This is a genomic window from Curtobacterium sp. Leaf154 (genome assembly GCF_001424595.1).
Lineage (GTDB): Bacteria > Actinomycetota > Actinomycetes > Actinomycetales > Microbacteriaceae > Curtobacterium > Curtobacterium poinsettiae.
This window is the reverse complement of record NZ_LMOS01000009.1, coordinates 48,236-66,795: the sequence shown is the minus strand read 5'-3', so window position 1 is coordinate 66,795 and position 18,560 is coordinate 48,236. Positions and strand designations below refer to the sequence as shown.

The window sequence follows — 18,560 nt, the reverse complement described above, 5'->3', positions numbered from 1 at the left end:
CGCGTGGCGGGCCCGCCACGGGCCTCCAGTCCGTCCGTGGGTCGCGTCTACCGCTGCTGGAACGACTCCCAGAGCAGGAACCCGGTGAACAGCACGAACGGCGTGCAGGCGACGACGTTGAGCCAGCGGTGCTCGACGATCACGGCCGCGAACTCCCGCAGGAACGCGCTCGGGACGTAGTACGCGGCCGTGCGCGCGCCGACGACCTGGGCCGGCAGGTCGAGGCGACGGGCCAGGGTCGCGGCCCGCAGCACGTGGTAGTTGTTCGTGACCACGACCATCTGGCCGTCCCGTCCGGCGGCCGTCTGCACGTCCCGCGAGAACCGCAGGTTCTCGCGGGTGTTCCGGGACGCGGTCTCCGGCACCACGTCGTCCGGGTCGGCGCCGTTCGCCACCAGGTACTCGGCCATCGCGGTGCCCTCGGGGCGGGGTTCGTCGTCGCCCTGCCCGCCGGACGGCACGAGGAGCGGCCGGCGTCCGGCGCTCCGTTCGGCCCGGTAGACGCCGAGCGCCCGGTCGAGCCGGCTCTGCAGCAGCGGTGGGACCTCGCCGTGCACAAGCCCGGAGCCGAGGACGACGATCGTGTCGGGGACGATGCCGTGCCGCGTCCGCCCGTAGACCACCGAGTACAGGGCGAAGGCGACCAGGGACAGGGCGAAGTACCCGCAGACGAACACCATCAGGACGGCGACCGCGATCTTCGTGCCGTCCCAGAGCGTGAAGCCGTCACCGCTTCCCGAGACGAGCAGGGCGATGGCGACCGCCGGCAGCACGAACACGGCCACCCCGGCGGCGAGCGACAGCAGGTTGCCGACGCTGCGGCCCTCGGCCCGGAGCATCTGCAGGCCGTTCGCGACCAGGGCGACCCCGAGCACCACCACGGCGAGCGGCACGAGCAACAGCACCACGGCGACGAGCAGGCTGAACCCGGGGACCACCGCGGTCAGCACGGACACGACCGTCGCGAGCCCGAACAGCACGGCCGCGGTCAGGAACACCCCGTTGCGGAGCATCCGCGGGTCCCGGCGTCGTCCGAGCAGGTACAGCACCAGGAACAGCAGGGCGAAGACGGGAGCGGCCCCCAGCCCGAGCACCGTCACCCGACCGCGCGGCGGATCAGCTCGGCCACCCGTGCCTCGTCGGCCTCGGAGAACTCCGGGCTGATCGCCCACGACGTCGGCCAGAACGTGCCGTCGTCGAGCGCGGCCGAGTCCTGGAACCCGAGCGTCGCGTAGCGGGCCTTGAACTTCGCGGCGTCCTGGAAGAAGAACACGGCCTTGCCGTCGCGCGCGTAGGCGGGCATGCCGTACCAGAGCTTCGGCGCGAGTTCGGGTGCGACCTCGAGCGCGAGGCGGTGGATGCGCTCCGCCAGTCCCCGGTCCGGCTGGGGCATCTCGGCGATCTTCGCCTCGACCGCAGCGGCGTCGGCTGCGGCCTTCTCGGCCTTGGTGCCCTTCGTGCTGCGGGTGCGCTTGACCTCGGCGGCGTGCTCCTGCATCGCCGCGCGCTCCTCGTCGGTGAAGGTGGTCTCGGTCTTCGTCGTCCGTGCCATCGTCGTCTCCTCGTGGTCTGGTGCACCCATCATGGGTCCGCGAAGCGAAGCACGCGAGGCCGTGGCCGTCTTCGAGTGCCAGGCTCGTTGCATGACCTACATCGCCAGTGACGACCGCTACGACTCGATGACGTACCGCCGGACCGGCCGCTCGGGCCTCGACCTGCCGTTGCTCTCCCTGGGCTACTGGCACAACTTCGGGGACGACATGCCCTTCGAGAACCAGCGCGCCATCAGCCGCCGGGCCTTCGACCTCGGGATCACCCACCACGACCTCGCGAACAACTACGGCCCGCCGTACGGCGCCGCCGAGGTGAACTTCGGCCGCCTGATGCGTGAGGACTTCCGGCCGTACCGTGACGAGATGGTCGTCTCGACGAAGGCGGGCTGGGACATGTGGCCCGGACCGTACGGGCAGGGCGGCGGCTCGCGCAAGTACGTGCTCGCCTCGCTCGACCAGTCCCTGCAGCGCACGGGCCTGGACTACGTCGACGTCTTCTACTCGCACCGCCTCGACGCGTCGACCCCGCTCGAGGAGACGATGGGCGCCCTGCACACCGCGGTCCAGCAGGGCAAGGCGCTGTACGTCGGGATCTCGTCGTACGACGCCGAGCGCAGTCGGCAGGCAGCCGAGATCCTCCGCGACCTCGGCACCCCGCTCCTCATCCACCAGCCCTCGTACTCGATGCTCAACCGTTGGATCGAGACCGAGGGGCTGCTCGACACGGCCGGCGAACTCGGCTTCGGCGTGATCGGCTTCACCGCCCTCGCGCAGGGGCTGCTGACCGGCAAGTACCTGAATGGTGTGCCCGAGGACTCCCGAGCGGCGGCGGGCAAGTCCCTCGACGCGTCGAGCATCACGCCCGAGGTCGTCGAGCACCTCCGCGCCCTGAACGACGTCGCCGCCGCCCGCGGACAGTCCCTCGCGCAGCTCGCGCTCGCCTGGGCACTCCGCGACGAGCGGGTGACCTCGCTCGTGATCGGTGCGTCGCGGGTTTCGCAGCTCGAGGACAACGTCGCCGCGCTGTCGAACACGTCGTTCACCGACGAGGAGCTCCGCGTCATCGACGAGCACTCCGTCGGCATCACCGACGTCGACCTGTGGGCGGGAGCCCGCGCGGGCGAGGTCTCCTGACCCGAGCGACCCGCCGCAGCAGTTCCTCGGCGGGTCGCATCTCGTTGCCCGGTCAGCTCAGCTGACTGGTCGCGACACGTCGCGGGTCGCCTTCCGACTGGTCGCGAACTGTCGGCTGGCGGCGCCGCAGGCGACGGTCTGCGACCGCGCCGCGGCCGGCCGACGGGGTGTCGTGACCGCTGCGGGGCCCTGGGCGCGCGGCACGCCGGACGGGAGGCGCGGGGCACGCCGCCACGCGCCTCCCGTCCGCCGTCCGGTCGCGTTCCGTCGCGTTCCGTCGCGGGTCGCCTGCCGACTGGTCACGAACTGCCGGCTGGCGGCGCCGCAGGCGACGGTCTGCGACCGCGCCGCGGCCGGCCGACGGGGTGTCGTGACCGGCGGGACCAAGCCCGGCCCGAACTCCTCCGGGCCCCGGCGCCCGCTTGGTACGATGGGCGCTGTTCAGAACACGCAGTGTGTATCTACCGGCCGCCGGCTCCCCGGCGGACAACGGCGGCACCCGATGGGTCCGCCCCCGCCGAACCGGGTCGGGCCGAGAAGGCACAACCCCGATGCTCCAGACCCGTTCCACCAGCGACACCGGCACCACTCCGGCCGCAGCCGACGCCTCACTCGTCTCCCTCGCCGGCCGTTGGTACTTCCCCGTCGCGTTCATCGCCCGGCTCCCGTTCGCCATGATGGTCGTCGGCGTCCTGACACTGGTCGTCGCCACCCGTGACTCCGTCGCCCTCGGTGGCGTCAACTCCGCCGCCGTCGGCATCGGCTCCGCGATCTTCGGCCCGTTGGTCGGCGCCGCGGCCGACCGCTTCGGCCAGCGGGCGGTGCTCGTCCCCGTCGGCCTGGTGAACGCGGCGCTGCTCGGGTTCTTCCCGTTCGTCGTCAGCGGCACCGCGCCCGACCTCGCGGTCCTCGCGGTCGCGTTCTGCATCGGTGCGTCGGCCCCGCAGGTCGCCCCGATGTCCCGCACGCGGCTCGTCGCGATCATCGGCCAGCGGATGGCCCCGGCACGGCGCGAGAAGACCCTCAGCGGCACGATGGCCTACGAGTCCGCCGCCGACGAGACCGTCTTCATCATCGGGCCCTTCCTGGTCGGCATCCTCGCCAGCGCGATCGCCCCGTGGGTGGCCGTCGCCGGCGCCTCGGTCCTGACGTTCGTGTTCGTCACCGCATTCGCGCTGCACCCGACCGGCAAGCTCGTGGTCGGCCAGCACGCGGAGCTGACGCAGGCGCCCGCGCGGCAGCTCCTGCGCCCGCGACTCGTCGTGGTGGTGGTCGGCATCCTCGGCATCGGCCTGTTCTTCGGCTCGACGCTCACCTCGCTCACCGCGTTCATGGAGACCCACGGCGAGGCCTCGCAGGCCGGTCTGCTCTACGGCCTGATGGGCATCGGGTCCGCCGGGTTGGCGCTCGGGTCGGCGGCGTTCCCCCGGGCGTTCGGCCTCGGCTGGCGCTGGCTCGTCTTCGGTGTCGTGCTCCTCGGCGGTGCGATCGCGTTCGCCAGTGCCGACTCCGTCGTCGCCGCGGGCGTCATCCTCGCGATCATGGGCATCGGGATCGGGCCGACCCTGGTCGCCCAGTACAGCCTCGGCTCGGACCGGTCACCCGTCGGCCGCTCCGCCACCACCATGACGATCCTCGGGTCCGCGGTCATCGTCGGCCAGTCGATCGCCTCCGCGATCGCGGGTGACGTCGCCGAGCAGCACGGCACCGCAGCGGCGATGCTGCTGCCGGCGGTCTCCGCCGCCATCGTCGTGGTCGCCGCGGTCGGCAACCTGCTGCTGCCCCGCCGGGTCGCGACCGCCTGACGGCGAACGTGACCACCTGACGGACGGGAGGCCCGTGGCGACGCCGCCACGGGCCTCCCGTCCGTCAAGTGCCTGCGTCAGGACTCCGTGTCGTCGACGAGCAGGTCCTCGTGCCGGTAGTCGTCGGCTCGCAGGCCGGCGCGGGCGATCATGTGCGTCGAGACCGGCACCAGGAACAGCTGGAACACCATGATCGGCAGGACGACCCAGAACGCCGTCCACGTCCACACCGCGACGACGATCGCGGCCAGCGCGAGGGCGAGCCCGAGCACCTGCGGCTTCGCCATCGCGTGCAGGCGGACGAGCGGGTCCGGGAACCGGACGATGCCGACCCCTGCCCCGAGCGACAGCAGGGACCCGACGAGCAACAGCCCGACGGCGATCCAGGCCCGGATGCCGGCGTCGTCGACGAACGACTCGATCATCTCGATCACGACTGGTCCTCCTCGGCGCGCTCGGGTGTGGTGGCGGTCAGGCCCTCGTCGGACGGGTCCGCCGAGGGGGTGACGGCCCGGGCGACGGCGACGGTGGCGAACACACTCGTCGCCGAGATCACCACGAGCACGGGGATGCCGGTCAGGTCCTGCCGGATGACCATCGCGGCGGCGATCACCACGAGCACGGTGGTCAGCACCATGTCGGAGCCGATCATGCGGTCGAGGATGGTCGGACCGCGCACGATGCGGAACACCGCGAGGGCGAACGTCGCCCCCAGGAGCGCGAGCACCAGCGCGACGGCGACGGCCATCACCACGACGGCGGGGCTCACCGGGTCACCTCCGGCAGCGGCTCGGACAGCTCGGAGACGTCCTGCTTCGACCCGAGTGCACGGATCACCATGGCCTCGATCCGGAGTGCCATCCGGCGTTCGTCGTCGACCTGTTCCAGGCGCTCGGTGTCGAGCACGTGGAGCAGCAGCCGGCGGCGCCGCAGGTCGACGTCGGCGACGTACGAACCGGGCACGAGCGAGACCGCGAGGGTGGCGAGCGTGAAGGTCATCTCGGACGTGGAGTGCAGCTGCACGAGCGTGATCGAGCTGCGCCGCACACCGCGCGGGCGGAACGCGACCCAGGCGACCCGGAACGACGCCACGATGACCAGCCCGGACCACACCACCAGGAACCGCAGCACGTGCACGATCGAGAACCGTGCGGACAACGGGACCGGCGGGAGCGGCAGCGCCTGGGTGACGATGAGCGCCACGACGATGCCGCAGAGCAGCGTCAGCGGGGTCCACGACCCCCAGAGCAGCGCCCACAGCACGGTGAGCCCCGCGACCAGGGGCACGTCGTAGCGCCACGCCAGTGCGATCCGCCTGGCGTTCGAGATGCGGCGGACGTCGGTCATCGCTCACCTCCGAGCACGGCCTGCACGTAGCGGTCGGGTGACTCCAGCGACTCCGCTGCGCGGGTCGCGTAGCCGTAGAGCGGGCCGGCGACGACGGTCAGGGCGACGGACCCGAGCACCGCGACGGTCGTCACGCCGACGAGCATGCGCGGCAGGCGCACCTTCTCGGGGGCCTCGCCGACCGCCTCGGTCGCGCCGGTGGTCGGACTGGAGGCGGTGGCCGCGTGCGGTGCGTCGGTGACCGTCACCGAGCCTCCCGGGTGGTACGCCTCGCCCGTCTCCTCGGAGACGGTGAGCGGCGCCGGTTCCGGCGACCGCAGGTGGGCGTGCGGTTCAGCACTCGTCGCGTGCGGGGCGGCGGCCTCGGCCGCCGGCTTCGGCCGCCAGAAGGCGGCGTCCCAGACCCGCATCAGCGCGTACAGGGTGAGCAGCGAGGTGACGACGCCGGCGCCGATGGTGACGTAGGCCATCGGGGAGCCGTCCTCGGCGGCGGCGCGGAACAGGCCGAGCTTGCCGATGAAGCCGGAGAACGGCGGGATGCCACCCAGGTTGAACGCGGGGATCAGGTACAGGGCGGCCAGCAGTGGTGCGGCCTTCAGCAGTCCGCCGAGCGACCGGGTCGAGGTCGTCCCGCCGACGCGTTCCATCAGGCCGGACACCAGGAACAGCGTGGTCTGCACGACGATGTGGTGCACCGTGTAGAACACCGCGGCCGCCGTGCCCGCGACGGTGCCGAGGCCGACGCCCATCACCATGAAGCCGATGTGGCTGATCAGCGTGAAGGACAGCAGTCGTTTCACGTCCGTCTGCGACACCGCGCCGAGCACCCCGACCACCATCGTCAGCGCCGCGACCACCAGCAGCACCTCGTTGAGCTGTGGTCGCGGGAAGATCACCGTCTCGAGCCGGATGATCGCGTAGATGCCGACCTTGGTCAGCAGGCCCGCGAAGACCGCCGTGACCGGTGCCGGGGCCGTCGGGTACGAGTCCGGCAGCCAGAACGCCAGCGGGAACACCGCCGCCTTGATGCCGAACCCGATCAGCAGCATCGTGTGCAGGAGCAGCTGCACGTGCTCCGGAAGGTCGGCGACGCGTTCGCTGATCTGGGCGATGTTCACCGTGCCGGTGGCGCCGTAGACCAGGCCGATGGCGGCGAGGAAGATCGCCGACGCGATCAGGCTCGTGACGATGTACGTCGTGCCCGCCCGGACACGCTGTTCACTGCCGCCCAGCGTGATGAGCACGTAGCTCGCCACCAGCAGCATCTCGAACGCGACGTACAGGTTGAACAGGTCGCCGGCGATGAACGAGTCGAGCACACCCGCCGCGAGCACCAGGTAGGTCGGGTAGAAGATCGTGACCGGGGCGTCCTCGTCGTCGGCGGCCAGGCCCTGCCCGATCGAGAACAGCAGGACGAGCAGCAGGACGCTCGCACTGACGGTGAGGAGCAGGGCGCTCAGCCGGTCGACGACGAGCGAGATGCCGTACGGGGCGTCCCAGCCGCCGACCTGCACCACGATCGTGCCGTGCCGGTCGACCAGGACCATGAGCGTGGCGGCGACGGCCAGGGCCACGACGAGCACCACGACGGTGATCGCGCGCTGGAGCTTCTGGTGCCGGAGGAGTCCGAGCGCGACCGCGGCACCGAGCAGCGGGACGAGGACGAGGAGCGGGACGAGCCAGGTCATCGGATCGCCTCCTGTTCTGCGTCGGTGGTGGTCTCCGGGTCCTCGTCGGCCGGCTCGTCGCGGTCGCGGCCGATGGCGGCGTCGGCCTCGTCGACCTCGACCTCGTCGGCACGGGACAGCTGCCACGACCGGTGGATCAGGGCGAGCAGGAACGCGCTGACGGCGAAGGTGATGACGATCGCGGTCAGGGCGAACGCCTGGGGGAGCGGGTCGGCGATGCCCTCGGCGCTCTTGCCGATCGGCGGGTCGCCCGCGGCACCGGACATCACCAGCAGCAGCAGGTTGAGCGAGTTGCCGAGCAGCAGGAAGCCGAGGAGCATCCGCGTCAGGGAGCGTTCGAGCAGCAGGTAGACGCCGCACGAGAACAGCACCGCCATGGCGATCACGAGGACGAGGGTGACGGTCACGTGGCGCTCCCTTCCGGGGTGGGGGCATCGAGGGTGTCGCCGACCGACTCCTCGGTGGTGTCGCGTGTCGGGGTCGAGGCGTCCTCGAGGCGCTGCCGGTCGACCTCGGCCCCGAGACTGCGGAGGACGTCGAGCACCAGGCCGACGACGACCAGGTACACGCCGATGTCGAAGAACGTGGCGGTGACGAACTCGACGTGGCCGAGGACCGGGACGGTGGCCTCGAAGAACTCGGAGTACAGGGCTTCGCGGCCGAAGAACAGCGGCACGATCGCGGTGATCGCGGCCGTCGCGACCCCCAGGCCGAGCAGGCGACCGGCGCGCACCGGGGCCGCGGCGCCGAGTTCGGCCGGTCCGCCGGCCAGGTAGCGGGCCGCGAGCGCGATGCCGGCGACCAGGCCACCGGCGAACCCGCCACCGGCGGCGTTGTGCCCGGCGAACAGCAGGTAGACCGACAGGACGATCAGGCCGTGGAACAGCAACCGGACGACCACGTCGAGCAGGGCCGAACGCCCGGTCGGGATCGCGGCGCTCGTCGGCAGCCAGGCGCGGGGCTCACCGTCGGTGCGCTCGCCGTTCGCGGTCAGGGTCTCCGGCAGGTCGCGCAGCCGGGGCAGTGTGTCCTCGCGCGAGTTCACGAAGATCAGGCTCGCGACACCGGTGGCCGCGGCGACCACGACGGTGAGTTCACCGAGGGTGTCCCAGCCGCGCAGGTCGACGAGGGCGACGTTCACCACGTTGAGACCGTGCCCGAACGAGCTCGTCAGCGCGGGCAGGTCCGGCCAGAGGGGACGCGCGGTGCGGGCCGAGGCAGCGACGACGACGACGATCGCGAGCGTCAGCCCCGCCAGCCCGGCGAACAGGGCCCGCACGATGCGGAACCGCGACGGGTTCGTCGTCGCGATGCGCGGGGGCAGTCGGCGCAGGACCAGGACGAAGGCGATCAGGGTGACGGTCTCGACCACGAGCTGCGTCAGGGCGAGGTCGACGGCGCCGTGCAGGACGAACAGCACCGAGAGGCCGTAGCCGGTGACGCCGACCAGGACGGCGGCGGCGAACCGGGTCTTCGCCGTGAGCACCGCGACGCCGGCGATCGACATCACGATCATCACCGGGATCTGGCCCCACGAGTCGGCGAAGCGGACGTGGAACTCCCACGGACCACCGAGCACCAGGTTGGCGAGCGCCCCGGCGACGAACACCGACAGGATCACCGTCAGGTAGTAGGGGAGCGAGCCGCGCTGCAGGCTCGCGGTGAGCCCGGTCGCTCCGCGGTCGAGCAGCCGCATCCCGTGCCGGTACGTGCCCGCGGCGCTCGGGAACCCGGCGAGCCGGTGCTGGATCGCCTCGACCGGTCGGCGCAGGGCGAACAGTGCGAGGCCGCCGACCAGGGTGATCGCGGACAGGCCGAGCGCGGGCTCCAGGCCGTGCCAGAGCGCGAGGTGCGGGACCGCTTCGCCGCCGAGCGCCGCGGTCGTCGCAGCGGGCTCGATGCCGTGCGCGACCACCGGGGTGAGCAGGCCGAGGGCGAGGCCGGTGAGCGCGAGGACCGAGGGGACGACGGCGAGGCCGTGCAGGGCGTGCGGCTCGGTGGTCGCGACGCCGGGCTTCCGGGCGAAGGCGCCCCACAGGAAGCGCAGCGAGTACGCCACGGTGAGCACCGAGCCGACGGTCACGCCGACCAGGGCGAACCACGCCCAGCCGGCGTCGGGGCCGTGCAGCGACTCGGTGAAGCCGGTCAGCACGGCTTCCTTCGCGACGAACCCGATCGTGGGCGGGATCCCGGCCATCGACACCAGCGCGAGCACCGCGACGACCGCCAGCCACGGGCGGGCACGGCCGAGCCCGCTGAGCCGACCGAGGTCGCGCGTGCCGGCGACGTGGTCGATCGCACCGACGACCAGGAAGAGCGTGGACTTGAAGGCGGCGTGCGCCACGAGCAGTGCGACCCCGCCGAGGGCGACCGCGGGGGCGCCCCATCCGGCGGCGAGCACCAGGAACCCGAGCTGGGCCACGGTGCCGTAGGCGAGCAGGAGCTTCAGGTCGGTCTGGCGCAGCGCCCGGTACCCACCGACGAGCATCCCGGCGACACCGAGCAGCGTGATGGTCTCGCGCCAGCCGTCGAGCAGCGCGAACGCGGGGGCGAGCCGGGCCACCAGGTAGATGCCGGCCTTCACCATCGCCGCGGCGTGCAGGTACGCGCTGACCGGGGTGGGCGCGGCCATCGCGGCGGGCAGCCAGAAGTGGAACGGCACGATCGCCGACTTCGTCAGTGCTCCGAGCAGCACCAGGACCACCGACACCGAGACGACCGTGCCGCTCGGGGGGTCGGCGACGATCCCGGACAGCGACGTCGTACCCGCTGCGACCGAGAGCATCACGAGACCCGCGAGCATCGCCAGGCCGCCGGCGGTGGTCACCACGAGCGCCTGCATGGCGGCGGCACGGCTGGCGCGCTTCGCGGCGTCGTGCCCGATGAGCAGGTAGGAGAAGACCGTCGTGGCCTCCCACAGGACGAACAGCACGATGACGTCGTCGGCGATCACGAGCCCGTACATCGAGCCGGCGAAGGCGGTCAGGACCCCGGCGAACCGACCGAGCCCGGGTTCGTCCCGCTCGAAGTACGAGGCGCAGTAGACCAGCACCAACGCGCCGACGATCGACACCACGAGGGCGAGGACCCACGACAGGGCGTCCATCCGCAGCGTGACGTCGAGGTCGAGCTGGGGGACCCACTGGTGCCGTTCGACGACGCTGCCGTGCAGGGCGGCGTCGGTCTGGGCGATCGTCAGCACCGCGGCGGCGGCAGGGGCGAGGGCTGCGACGAAGAAGACGCGGCGCCCGAGGACGGGGGTCAGTGCGGGGACGATCAGGGCGACGATCGCGAACGCGACGAGGACGAAGACCATCGGGCACCTCCTCGGGGTCGGGCGGCAGTCCGGCTCACTGGGCTCTCACAGCTTACGAAGCGAGCCATGTGGAGAACCTGTGCGGCCGGACAGCAGTCCGCTCAGGTCCGACCGTGCGCGCGGGCGGGGATCTGGGTCGCGAGCTTGCCGCCGGAGACGTCGAGCAGGGTGCCCGTGATGTACCCCGAGGCGTCGCTCGCCAGGAAGACGAGCAGGTCGGCGACGTCGTCCGGAGTCTCCCACCGGCGGAGTGACAGCGTGTCCAGCAGACGGTCCTGTGCCTCGGTCGGCATCGTCGCGAAGCCGTTCATCGCCGTCGGCACCATGCCGGGTGCGTACGCGTTCACGGTGATCCCCCACGGGCCGAGCTCGGACGCCAGGACCCGGGTGAACGAGACGACCGCGGCCTTCGACGCCGCGTAGGCCGCGCTCCCGACGCTCGGCACGATCGCCGCGAACGACGCGGCGTTGACGATCCGACCGCGCCCGGCCGCCTGCATCACCGGTGCGACGGCCTGGCTCATCAGGAACGTGCCACCGAGGTTGACGTCCATGCAGCGGCGCCAGGCGTCCCACTGCAGTTCGGCGACCGTGCCCGTGACGTTGATGCCGGCGTTGTTCACCAGGACGTCGATCGTGCCGTGCCGCCCGACGACCTCGTCCACGGCGTCGCGCACGGACGCCGGGTCGGCGACGTTGCACACGACGTGCTCGAGCGGGAAGTCCGGTTCGAAGGCCAGGTCGAGTGCGACGACGCGGCACCCTTCGTCGACGAAACGGTCGGCGAGCGTGCGGCCGATCCCGCGCGCTGCGCCGGTCACGACGACCACGCGGTCGGTCAGGTCGAGGTGCATCGTTGCTCCCGTCGTCGGTGCCTTGAATGGGCATACTATTCGAGCATGACGGATCAGCGTGTGCTCTGGGTCACGGGTGGGGGCAGCGGCATGGGGGCCGCGGGTGCAGAGGCGGCGGCACGGGACGGCTGGACCGTGGTGCTGAGCGGGCGTCGCGCGGACCGACTCGAGCAGGTCGCAGGCGCCATCCGGGCAACCGGCGGGACCGCGGACGTCCTGCCCCTCGACGCGAACGACCCCGCAGCCGTGGCCGCCGCACGTGACGTCGTGCTCGAGCGGCACGGCCGGCTCGACGGACTCCTGCTGGCGGCCGGGCTCAACGCCCCGCGACGCCGGTGGGACGACCAGTCGCTGACCGACTTCCGGGCGATCGTGGACACGAACCTCACCGCGGTCGTCACCGTCGTGGACGCCGCGCTGCCGGCACTCCGCTCGTCCGGCGGTGTCGTGGTCGTCGTGTCCTCGTACGCCGGGTGGTCCTTCCAGCCCGGGGCCGGCGTGGCGTACTCGGCGAGCAAGACCGCGCTCGGATCGGTCGTCCGGAGCCTGAACCAGCAGGAGGCCGAGCACGGCGTGCGTGCCACACACCTGTGCCCGGGCGACGTCGCGACGGACTTCCTGGACCAGCGGCCGGAGGTCCCCGACGCGGCCGCCCGCCAGCGCATGCTCCAGCCGGAGGACGTGGGGCGGACCGTCGCCTTCGTGCTCGGGGCGCCGGCTCACGTCCGCGTGGACGAGCTCGTGCTGTCGCCGGTCTCCCAGCGGTGACGAGCACCTTCGATCGGGTCCTCGACCAGGTCGGTGACGCCGTGGTCTCCGGCACCCTGGCCGCGGGGAGCCGCCGGAGCGTCGACGACCTGGTGGCCTGGACGGGTGCCAGTCGCAGCATCGTCCGCGAGGCGGTGCGTGTCCTCGTCGCCCTCGGCCTGCTCACCGCCAGGCGCCGGGTCGGCGTCACCGTCCTCGATGCGGATCGGTGGGACGTCCTGGACCCGCGCGTGGTGCGGTGGCGCCTGCGGGGCCCGGACGGCGACCGGGTCGCGGTCGAACTCCGCGAGCTGCGCGCAGCGGTCGAACCCGCCGCGGCCGCCGCAGCAGCCCGGCGAGCGGCGCTCGACGCCTGTGCGGACCGACGGGAGGCGCTCCGCACCACCGCGGACGAGCTCGCGGCCGCCGCGACCCGCGACGACCGCCCCGACTTCGTGACCGCGGACGTGCGGCTCCACGCGCTCGTGCTCGACCTGTCCGGCAACACGCTGTACCGACGCCTGCACCGGGTCGTGGGCCAGGTCCTGCTGGAACGCGGGAGCATCCGTCCGGACCGGCACGACGTCGGCCTCCACCTCGCGCTCGCCGGTGCCGTGGTGGACGGACGCCCGGACGACGCGGCCGCGGCGATGCGGGCGATCGTCGACCGGACGTGAGCGGCGCGCCGCCGACCTGCGAAGATGGAGGCCGGTGCGCTCCCTCCGGTGCCCGTGGAGGGTGAGTCGTGGACGCAGCACAGGACCTGGTCGTCCAGCTCGTCGGCACCCCGTGGGCCTTCCTCGTGGTCGGCCTGGTGCTCGCCGTCGGCAGCGTGGCGGTCTTCCTCCCCAGCCAGGCACTCGTCGTCGCGATCGGCACGCTCCTGGTCGGTGGCGACGGTGGGCTCGTGCCGGTGCTCTTCCTCGTCGTCGCGGCGTCGATCGGCATGGTCCTCGGCGACCTCGGGCTGTACCACCTGGCGCGCTCCGTCGACCTCGGTTCGCGGTCCTGGTTCGCGCGTCCGAAGGTCCGCGCGGCCCGCGACGCCATCGACGGCCGCTACCGTGCCGCTCCCGGTCGCATCGCGGTGCTCGGACGCTTCATCCCGATGGGCCGGTTGACGACGAACCTGGTCGGCGCGGACAGCGGGCTCGATCTCCGGCGCTTCCTGGTCAGCTGCGTGCTCGCCGACGTCGTGTGGGCCGCGTACTGCGTCGGCATCGCCGCGGCCACGGGGCGCTGGAGCCGCGAGCAGCCCTTCCTCGTCACGACCGTCGCCGTCGTGGCGTCGATCCTGCTCGGCTTCGCGATCTCCGCGATCGAGAAGGCCGTCCGACGACGCAGTGAGGCCGCCGCCGCAGCCTGAGGAAAGTAGTGTGGGCACCCCGTTCGAAGGAGAACCCGTGCTGCTCGACGACCTCGTGCCGGACCCCGACGCGCTCGACCGCATCGCCACCGGCAGCACCTGGGCCGAGGGCCCCTGCTGGATCCCGACCACGCGGACGCTGCGGTGGTCCGACATCCCCGGCGACCGGATCCTGCAGTGGCACGCCGACTCCGGGGAGACCTCGGTGTACGCCGACGGTGTCGAGTTCACCAACGGCCGCACGCTCGACCGCGACGGCAGCGTCGTGCAGTGCTCGCACGGCCTGCGCCGGGTGGAGCGTGACCGCGACGGGGTCGTCACACCGATCGTCGACACGTGGAACGGCGTCCGGTTCAACTCCCCGAACGACGTCGTCGTCGCGCGGGACGGCGGTGTCTGGTTCACCGACCCCGCCTACGGCATCACCCAGCCGCGCGAGGGACACCCCGGCGTCCGCGAGTACGGCGACCACTGGGTGTTCCGGTGCGGACCGGCGGGCGAGGACCTGCGGCCCGTGGCGACCGACCTCGACGAGCCGAACGGCCTGGCGTTCGACCCGGACGAGCGGGTGCTGTACATCGCGAGCTCGTCGGGCGACGAGCCGGTCATCCGCGCGTACGACCGCCGGGGCGACCTGCTGAAGAACGGTCGGGTGTTCGCGCGGCTCGAGCCGGGCGAAGGCGCGCCGGACGGCATCCGGGTCGACGTGCACGGCAACGTCTGGTCGTCGTCCCACCGCGGCGTCGTCGTGTTCGACCCGGCCGGGGCACGCATCGGCGAGGTCGCCGTCCCGGAGGTCACGTCGAACCTGTGCTTCGGTGGCGACGACGGCACGACGCTCTTCCTGACGGCAACGACCTCGGTGTACCGGATCGTCACGACGACGCGGGACGCTGCCGTATCCTGACTCGGCCATGCAGTGCGACTACTTCGACCGCGGGGTGTGCCGGTCGTGCACGCTCATGGGCCAGCCCTACGCCGACCAGGTCCTCGACAAGGAACTCCGGACGCGCGAGCTCCTGCACGACGCCGTCGAGGCCGCCGGGGGTCCCGGTGCGGTCTCCTGGTCACCGGCGATCACGAGCCCGGAGTCGGGGTACCGGAACAAGGCGAAGATGGTCGTCGGCGGGTCCGTCGAGCACCCGACCGTCGGCATCCTCGACCACCGGCAGCGCGGGGTCGACCTGCGGCACTGCGGGATCTGCACCCCCGGCATCCGGCACGCGCTGCCCGTCCTGGCCGGGTTCGTCACCACCGCGGGGCTGATCCCGTACGACGTCGCCGCACGCCGCGGTGAGCTGAAGTACGTCCTGGTCACCGAGTCGCCCGACGGCGAGCTGATGATCCGGTTCGTGCTGCGTTCGGAGGGGCAGCTGCCGCGACTCCGACAGCACCTCGACACCCTGCGCGCCGCGCTGCCGAACGCGGTCGTCGTGACCGCCAACCTGCTGCCCGAGCACAAGGCCGTCACCGAGGGCGACCGCGAGGTCGTGCTCACCGAGCAGGAGACCCTGCCGATGCGCCTCGGCAGGATCACGATGCACCTGCGGCCGCAGAGCTTCTTCCAGACGAACACCGGCGTCGCGACCGAGCTGTACGCGCAGGCCTCGACCTGGATCGACGAACTCGATCCCGCGTCGATGTGGGACCTGTACTGCGGCGTCGGCGGGTTCGCGCTGCACGCCGCTCGTCCCGGCCGCGCGGTGACCGGCATCGAGTCGAGCGCCGAGGCGATCCGCTCGGCGAAGCAGTCGGCGCGTGAGGCCGGGCTCGAGGGCGTCCGGTTCGCCGCCGACGACGCCACGGAGCACGCCCTCCGGACCCGTCCGGATGCGGTGCCCGAACTCGTCGTGGTGAACCCGCCGCGTCGCGGGATCGGCGAGCGGTTGTCGACCTGGCTCGAGGAGTCGGACGTGCAGCACGTCGTCTACTCGAGCTGCAACCCGGTGACCCTGGCGAAGGACCTGGCCCGCATGCCGTCGTTCCGGCTCCGACGGGCCCGGGTGCTCGACATGTTCCCGCAGACCGGCCATCTCGAGGCCGTCACGCTCCTGTCGCGGGCGTGATCCGGGCCTCCCGGTCGTCATTGCCAGGGAATTGCCAAGGTGACGTACCCGGGTACGGGTCGATGACCATGGCCATGGGAATCGAGGCGTACAGGTTTCCGCCAGGGGTACATAGCATGAACGGGTAGAACCGTTTGTCTCAGTTTGATAACGGTGAAGAGTTTCCTATGGTTGCCGACCGAGGTGCCGCCGGCCCGATGACCACTGCCCCCGGTGGCGCACCCCACAACTGACCGCGATCGGTCGGGGTGGGCAGTGGATCCCGCAGCAGATGCGGCTCGTGACCCCGGTGGAGCAATCACATGAAGAAGCTTTCCCGTACCCGCACCATCGTCGGCGGCCTGGCGTTCGCCGGCATCGCCGCGACCGGTGTCGGCCTCGCGGCAACCCCCGCGAACGCAGCGTCCGGTTCGACCTGGGACCAGCTCGCGCAGTGCGAGTCCGGCGGCAACTGGGCCATCAACACCGGCAACGGCTACTACGGCGGCCTGCAGTTCAACCTCGGCACCTGGCAGGCGAACGGTGGCGCTGGCAACCCCGCCTCCGCCAGCCGCGAGGCCCAGATCGCCGTCGCCGAGCGCGTCCTCGCCTCGCAGGGCTGGGGTGCCTGGCCCGCATGCTCCGCCCAGCTCGGACTGAGCGGCACCAGCGGTGCGGCTCCCGCAGCGGCCGCGCCGGCGCCCGCGCCGGCTCCGGCTCCGGCCGAGCAGGCCGCCCCGCAGCCGGCGGCTCCGGCTCCGGCCCCCGCCGAGCAGGCTGCCCCGCAGCAGGCCGCGCCGAGCACCACCGAGTCGACGCCGGCCCCGGCAGCGACCACGCCGAGCAAGCCGGCCCCGGTCAAGACGAGCGGCAAGACGTACACGATCGCCTCGGGTGACACGCTCGACACGATCGCGACGAAGCTCAAGATCGAGGGCGGCTGGAAGCAGCTCTGGGCCGCGAACACGTCGACCATCGACGACGCGAACCTGATCTACTCCGGCCAGGAGCTCCAGCTCCCCGCCTGATCTCTCCGCAGACCGAACACGACGACGCCCCACGACCTCGAGTCGTGGGGCGTCGTCGTGCGCGAGGCGGGGGCTACTGCGGGTTGTCGGTGAGCCAGCCGGCGACGTCGTCGGAGCGGAGCGCCTGGGACAGCGAGGAGACCTCGAGCCCGTTCAGCGTGACGATCGACTGCCCGTCCGGCGAGGTGCCGGAGCCCGCGGTCGGCACCGTGAAGGTCACCAGGTCGTCTGCTCCGACGCCCCGGAGCGACCAGCCCAGTCCGACCAGTCGTGAGAACGACAGGCCCGCGTCGACCGACAGGTGCTCGCTCGTCGCGGTGACGAAGTCCTGGATGCGCCCGGGGTTCGTGACGGTGTCGCGGGACAGCAGCCCGTCCACGACGCCGCGCATGAACGCCTGCTGGTTGCGGACGCGGGTGTGGTCGGCGTCGGCGAAGGCGTAGCGCTCCCGGACGAAGGCGAGCGCGGCGGCCCCGTCGAGCCGGTTCGCCCCGGTGGTGAAGTCGTGGCCCCGCGCCGAGAACGCCACGGGTGAGTCGACCGTGACGCCGCCGAGGGCATCGGTCATGTCCTCGAACCCGGCGAAGTCGATCTCGGCAACGTGGTCGATCCGGACGTCCAGGAGCTGTTCGACGGTCTGGGTGGTGAGGGCGACCCCGCCCCAGGAGTACGCGGCGTTGATCTTCGCCCGCCCGTGTCCGGGGACCTCGACCCACGAGTCACGCATGATCGACATGAGGTACACGTGCTGTCGATCGGCGGGGACGTGCGCGAGCATCAGCGTGTCCGACCGCCCCCCGAGTTCGGGCCGTGCACCCTCGGGGCCGCCCTGTGCGCGGGCGTCGGACCCGATGAGCAGGATGTTCTCGCCGCCCGTGGCGCTGGGCCGTGCACCGTCGGGGAACGGGTCGGCGATGGTGTCACGACCGGCGTCGAAGCTCCGCGCGAGCCCGCCGACGAAGACACTCGCGACGACGGCGACCACGACGGCGATGCCGACGAGTGAGCCGAGCGTCGCCACCAGGGCGACCAGGAAGGGCCGTCGCCGGCGCGTGCTGCGGATGGCGGTGCGGTGGGCGTGGTCAGCGGCCGCCCGGGCCGCGCGACGTTCGGACATGCGGGGGACTCCTGCGGGTTCGGGTCGGCGAGCAACCGACCCGAGGATCTTATCGCATGTGGTATTTCAAGTACAGCGTTTCAGTCCTGCTGTGGTTTCGCCAGGACCTCGCGAAGCGCGACCCGCAGGGCGGCGTCCTCGGGCAGGACCTCGCGCTCGATGTGCCGCGCGGTCTCCCAGGCCGACCGGCCGGCCGGCGTCACGCGGACCACGCGGCGGCGACGGTCCGCGGCGTGCGGGGTGCGCTCGACCAGGCCGTCGCGCTCCATCCGCTCGAGGGTGCGGGACATCGTCTGCGGCTGGACCCGGGCCGTGCGGGCGATGGTGTCGGCGCCGGTCGGGCCGGTCCTGATGAGGATGTCGATCGCGACCACCGCGGCGTGCGAGAGCCCGATGGCCCGGAGTCGTTCGTCCCAGTCCCGCTCGACGGAGCGTGCGGCCGCGGACAGCAGTCGTCCGAGGGGCCACTGCTCGGTCGTGTCCTCCATGTCGTGATTCTACGGTGGGCGGTGCGCGCGATCGTCAAGTAATCAGCATGCTGACGATCGGTGTACGCTCGC

The 18,560-nt window shown here is 72.1% G+C and carries 19 protein-coding genes; 8 read left to right on the top strand and 11 right to left on the bottom strand.

Features of this window, described 5'->3' with window-relative positions:
• Nucleotides 1–47 precede the first annotated feature (47 nt).
• Both ASF75_RS16685 and ASF75_RS16680 read right to left on the bottom strand, forming a co-directional pair.
• The gene (locus ASF75_RS16685; protein ID WP_056073242.1) at nt 48–1,100 is read right to left on the bottom strand and encodes a YdcF family protein; all 1,053 of its coding nucleotides are present in this window, start codon (nt 1,098–1,100) and stop codon (nt 48–50) included.
• Nucleotides 1,097–1,552 carry an iron chaperone gene (locus ASF75_RS16680; protein ID WP_031259984.1) on the bottom strand — a complete coding sequence of 152 codons (456 nt, stop codon included), beginning with the start codon at nt 1,550–1,552 and terminating at the stop codon, nt 1,097–1,099. Before ASF75_RS16680 ends, ASF75_RS16685 begins: the two co-directional genes overlap by 4 nt.
• 91 nt (nt 1,553–1,643) lie before the next feature.
• Here ASF75_RS16680 and mgrA point away from each other — a divergent pair, with 91 nt between their 5' ends.
• Both mgrA and ASF75_RS16670 read left to right on the top strand, forming a co-directional pair.
• Nucleotides 1,644–2,687, top strand: a complete 1,044-nt coding sequence (gene mgrA / locus ASF75_RS16675) for an L-glyceraldehyde 3-phosphate reductase (RefSeq protein ID WP_017887559.1) — start codon at nt 1,644–1,646, stop codon at nt 2,685–2,687.
• A 551-nt stretch (nt 2,688–3,238) separates the two neighbouring features.
• A complete protein-coding gene (locus ASF75_RS16670) occupies nt 3,239–4,492 on the top strand; it encodes an MFS transporter (RefSeq protein ID WP_056073239.1) in 1,254 nt (417 codons plus the stop codon).
• Between the two features lie 77 nt (nt 4,493–4,569).
• Here the strand turns inward: ASF75_RS16670 and mnhG are convergent, their stop codons facing one another.
• The 7 genes from mnhG to ASF75_RS16635 form a co-directional block, all read right to left on the bottom strand.
• Complete coding sequence (gene mnhG, locus ASF75_RS16665; protein WP_042539882.1) at nt 4,570–4,917, bottom strand: monovalent cation/H(+) antiporter subunit G; 348 nt, start codon at nt 4,915–4,917, stop codon at nt 4,570–4,572.
• Nucleotides 4,918–4,922: 5 nt separating this feature from the next.
• Nucleotides 4,923–5,261 (bottom strand): hypothetical protein, encoded by a 339-nt coding sequence (locus tag ASF75_RS16660; RefSeq protein ID WP_056073236.1) that lies wholly within the window; start codon nt 5,259–5,261, stop codon nt 4,923–4,925.
• Nucleotides 5,258–5,839 carry a Na+/H+ antiporter subunit E gene (locus ASF75_RS16655; protein WP_017887555.1) on the bottom strand — a complete coding sequence of 194 codons (582 nt, stop codon included), beginning with the start codon at nt 5,837–5,839 and terminating at the stop codon, nt 5,258–5,260. Before ASF75_RS16655 ends, ASF75_RS16660 begins: the two co-directional genes overlap by 4 nt.
• Nucleotides 5,836–7,527 carry a Na+/H+ antiporter subunit D gene (locus ASF75_RS16650; RefSeq protein ID WP_017887554.1) on the bottom strand — a complete coding sequence of 564 codons (1,692 nt, stop codon included), beginning with the start codon at nt 7,525–7,527 and terminating at the stop codon, nt 5,836–5,838. Before ASF75_RS16650 ends, ASF75_RS16655 begins: the two co-directional genes overlap by 4 nt.
• A complete protein-coding gene (locus ASF75_RS16645; protein WP_056073233.1) occupies nt 7,524–7,934 on the bottom strand; it encodes a Na(+)/H(+) antiporter subunit C in 411 nt (136 codons plus the stop codon). The genes ASF75_RS16650 and ASF75_RS16645 overlap by 4 nt, the downstream gene beginning before the upstream one ends.
• Complete coding sequence (locus ASF75_RS16640) at nt 7,931–10,843, bottom strand: Na+/H+ antiporter subunit A (protein ID WP_056073230.1); 2,913 nt, start codon at nt 10,841–10,843, stop codon at nt 7,931–7,933. The genes ASF75_RS16645 and ASF75_RS16640 overlap by 4 nt, the downstream gene beginning before the upstream one ends.
• A gap of 101 nt (nt 10,844–10,944) precedes the next feature.
• Nucleotides 10,945–11,697, bottom strand: coding sequence for an SDR family NAD(P)-dependent oxidoreductase (locus tag ASF75_RS16635; RefSeq protein ID WP_042539867.1), 753 nt, complete (start codon nt 11,695–11,697; stop codon nt 10,945–10,947).
• A 45-nt stretch (nt 11,698–11,742) separates the two neighbouring features.
• Between ASF75_RS16635 and ASF75_RS16630 the strand changes: the two genes are divergently transcribed.
• From ASF75_RS16630 to ASF75_RS16605, 6 genes are all read left to right on the top strand, one after another.
• Nucleotides 11,743–12,465 carry an SDR family oxidoreductase gene (locus tag ASF75_RS16630; protein ID WP_056073227.1) on the top strand — a complete coding sequence of 241 codons (723 nt, stop codon included), beginning with the start codon at nt 11,743–11,745 and terminating at the stop codon, nt 12,463–12,465.
• On the top strand, nt 12,462–13,121 hold the full coding sequence (locus tag ASF75_RS16625) for a FadR/GntR family transcriptional regulator (protein ID WP_017887549.1): 660 nt from the start codon (nt 12,462–12,464) through the stop codon (nt 13,119–13,121). The genes ASF75_RS16630 and ASF75_RS16625 overlap by 4 nt, the downstream gene beginning before the upstream one ends.
• Before the next feature lie 68 nt (nt 13,122–13,189).
• The gene (locus ASF75_RS16620) at nt 13,190–13,810 is read left to right on the top strand and encodes a DedA family protein (protein ID WP_042539863.1); all 621 of its coding nucleotides are present in this window, start codon (nt 13,190–13,192) and stop codon (nt 13,808–13,810) included.
• 40 nt (nt 13,811–13,850) lie between these two features.
• Nucleotides 13,851–14,717 (top strand): SMP-30/gluconolactonase/LRE family protein, encoded by an 867-nt coding sequence (locus ASF75_RS16615; RefSeq protein ID WP_031259976.1) that lies wholly within the window; start codon nt 13,851–13,853, stop codon nt 14,715–14,717.
• 7 nt (nt 14,718–14,724) lie between these two features.
• Nucleotides 14,725–15,876 carry a 23S rRNA (uracil(747)-C(5))-methyltransferase RlmC gene (gene rlmC / locus ASF75_RS16610; protein ID WP_056073223.1) on the top strand — a complete coding sequence of 384 codons (1,152 nt, stop codon included), beginning with the start codon at nt 14,725–14,727 and terminating at the stop codon, nt 15,874–15,876.
• A 302-nt stretch (nt 15,877–16,178) separates the two neighbouring features.
• Nucleotides 16,179–16,883, top strand: coding sequence for a transglycosylase family protein (locus tag ASF75_RS16605; protein WP_017887545.1), 705 nt, complete (start codon nt 16,179–16,181; stop codon nt 16,881–16,883).
• Between the two features lie 73 nt (nt 16,884–16,956).
• Here the strand turns inward: ASF75_RS16605 and ASF75_RS16600 are convergent, their stop codons facing one another.
• Together ASF75_RS16600 and ASF75_RS16595 are read right to left on the bottom strand one after the other, a co-directional pair.
• Nucleotides 16,957–18,000 carry an LCP family protein gene (locus ASF75_RS16600; RefSeq protein WP_017887544.1) on the bottom strand — a complete coding sequence of 348 codons (1,044 nt, stop codon included), beginning with the start codon at nt 17,998–18,000 and terminating at the stop codon, nt 16,957–16,959.
• Between the two features lie 80 nt (nt 18,001–18,080).
• Nucleotides 18,081–18,488 (bottom strand): MarR family winged helix-turn-helix transcriptional regulator, encoded by a 408-nt coding sequence (locus ASF75_RS16595; protein WP_017887543.1) that lies wholly within the window; start codon nt 18,486–18,488, stop codon nt 18,081–18,083.
• Nucleotides 18,489–18,560 lie beyond the last annotated feature (72 nt).

What these genes read in the sequence shown, in the direction of transcription:
- ASF75_RS16650 (WP_017887554.1), bottom strand. Translation starts at nt 7,527, where the DNA reads ATGACCTGGCTCGTCCCGCTCCTCGTCCTCGTCCCGCTGCTCGGTGCC.
- ASF75_RS16595 (WP_017887543.1), bottom strand. Translation starts at nt 18,488, where the DNA reads ATGGAGGACACGACCGAGCAGTGGCCCCTCGGACGACTGCTGTCCGCG.
- ASF75_RS16605 (WP_017887545.1), top strand. Translation starts at nt 16,179, where the DNA reads ATGAAGAAGCTTTCCCGTACCCGCACCATCGTCGGCGGCCTGGCGTTC.
- rlmC (WP_056073223.1), top strand. Translation starts at nt 14,725, where the DNA reads ATGCAGTGCGACTACTTCGACCGCGGGGTGTGCCGGTCGTGCACGCTC.
- ASF75_RS16680 (WP_031259984.1), bottom strand. Translation starts at nt 1,552, where the DNA reads ATGGCACGGACGACGAAGACCGAGACCACCTTCACCGACGAGGAGCGC.
- ASF75_RS16640 (WP_056073230.1), bottom strand. Translation starts at nt 10,843, where the DNA reads ATGGTCTTCGTCCTCGTCGCGTTCGCGATCGTCGCCCTGATCGTCCCC.
- mgrA (WP_017887559.1), top strand. Translation starts at nt 1,644, where the DNA reads ATGACCTACATCGCCAGTGACGACCGCTACGACTCGATGACGTACCGC.
- ASF75_RS16630 (WP_056073227.1), top strand. Translation starts at nt 11,743, where the DNA reads ATGACGGATCAGCGTGTGCTCTGGGTCACGGGTGGGGGCAGCGGCATG.
- ASF75_RS16670 (WP_056073239.1), top strand. Translation starts at nt 3,239, where the DNA reads ATGCTCCAGACCCGTTCCACCAGCGACACCGGCACCACTCCGGCCGCA.
- ASF75_RS16655 (WP_017887555.1), bottom strand. Translation starts at nt 5,839, where the DNA reads ATGACCGACGTCCGCCGCATCTCGAACGCCAGGCGGATCGCACTGGCG.
- ASF75_RS16635 (WP_042539867.1), bottom strand. Translation starts at nt 11,697, where the DNA reads ATGCACCTCGACCTGACCGACCGCGTGGTCGTCGTGACCGGCGCAGCG.
- mnhG (WP_042539882.1), bottom strand. Translation starts at nt 4,917, where the DNA reads ATGATCGAGTCGTTCGTCGACGACGCCGGCATCCGGGCCTGGATCGCC.
- ASF75_RS16600 (WP_017887544.1), bottom strand. Translation starts at nt 18,000, where the DNA reads ATGTCCGAACGTCGCGCGGCCCGGGCGGCCGCTGACCACGCCCACCGC.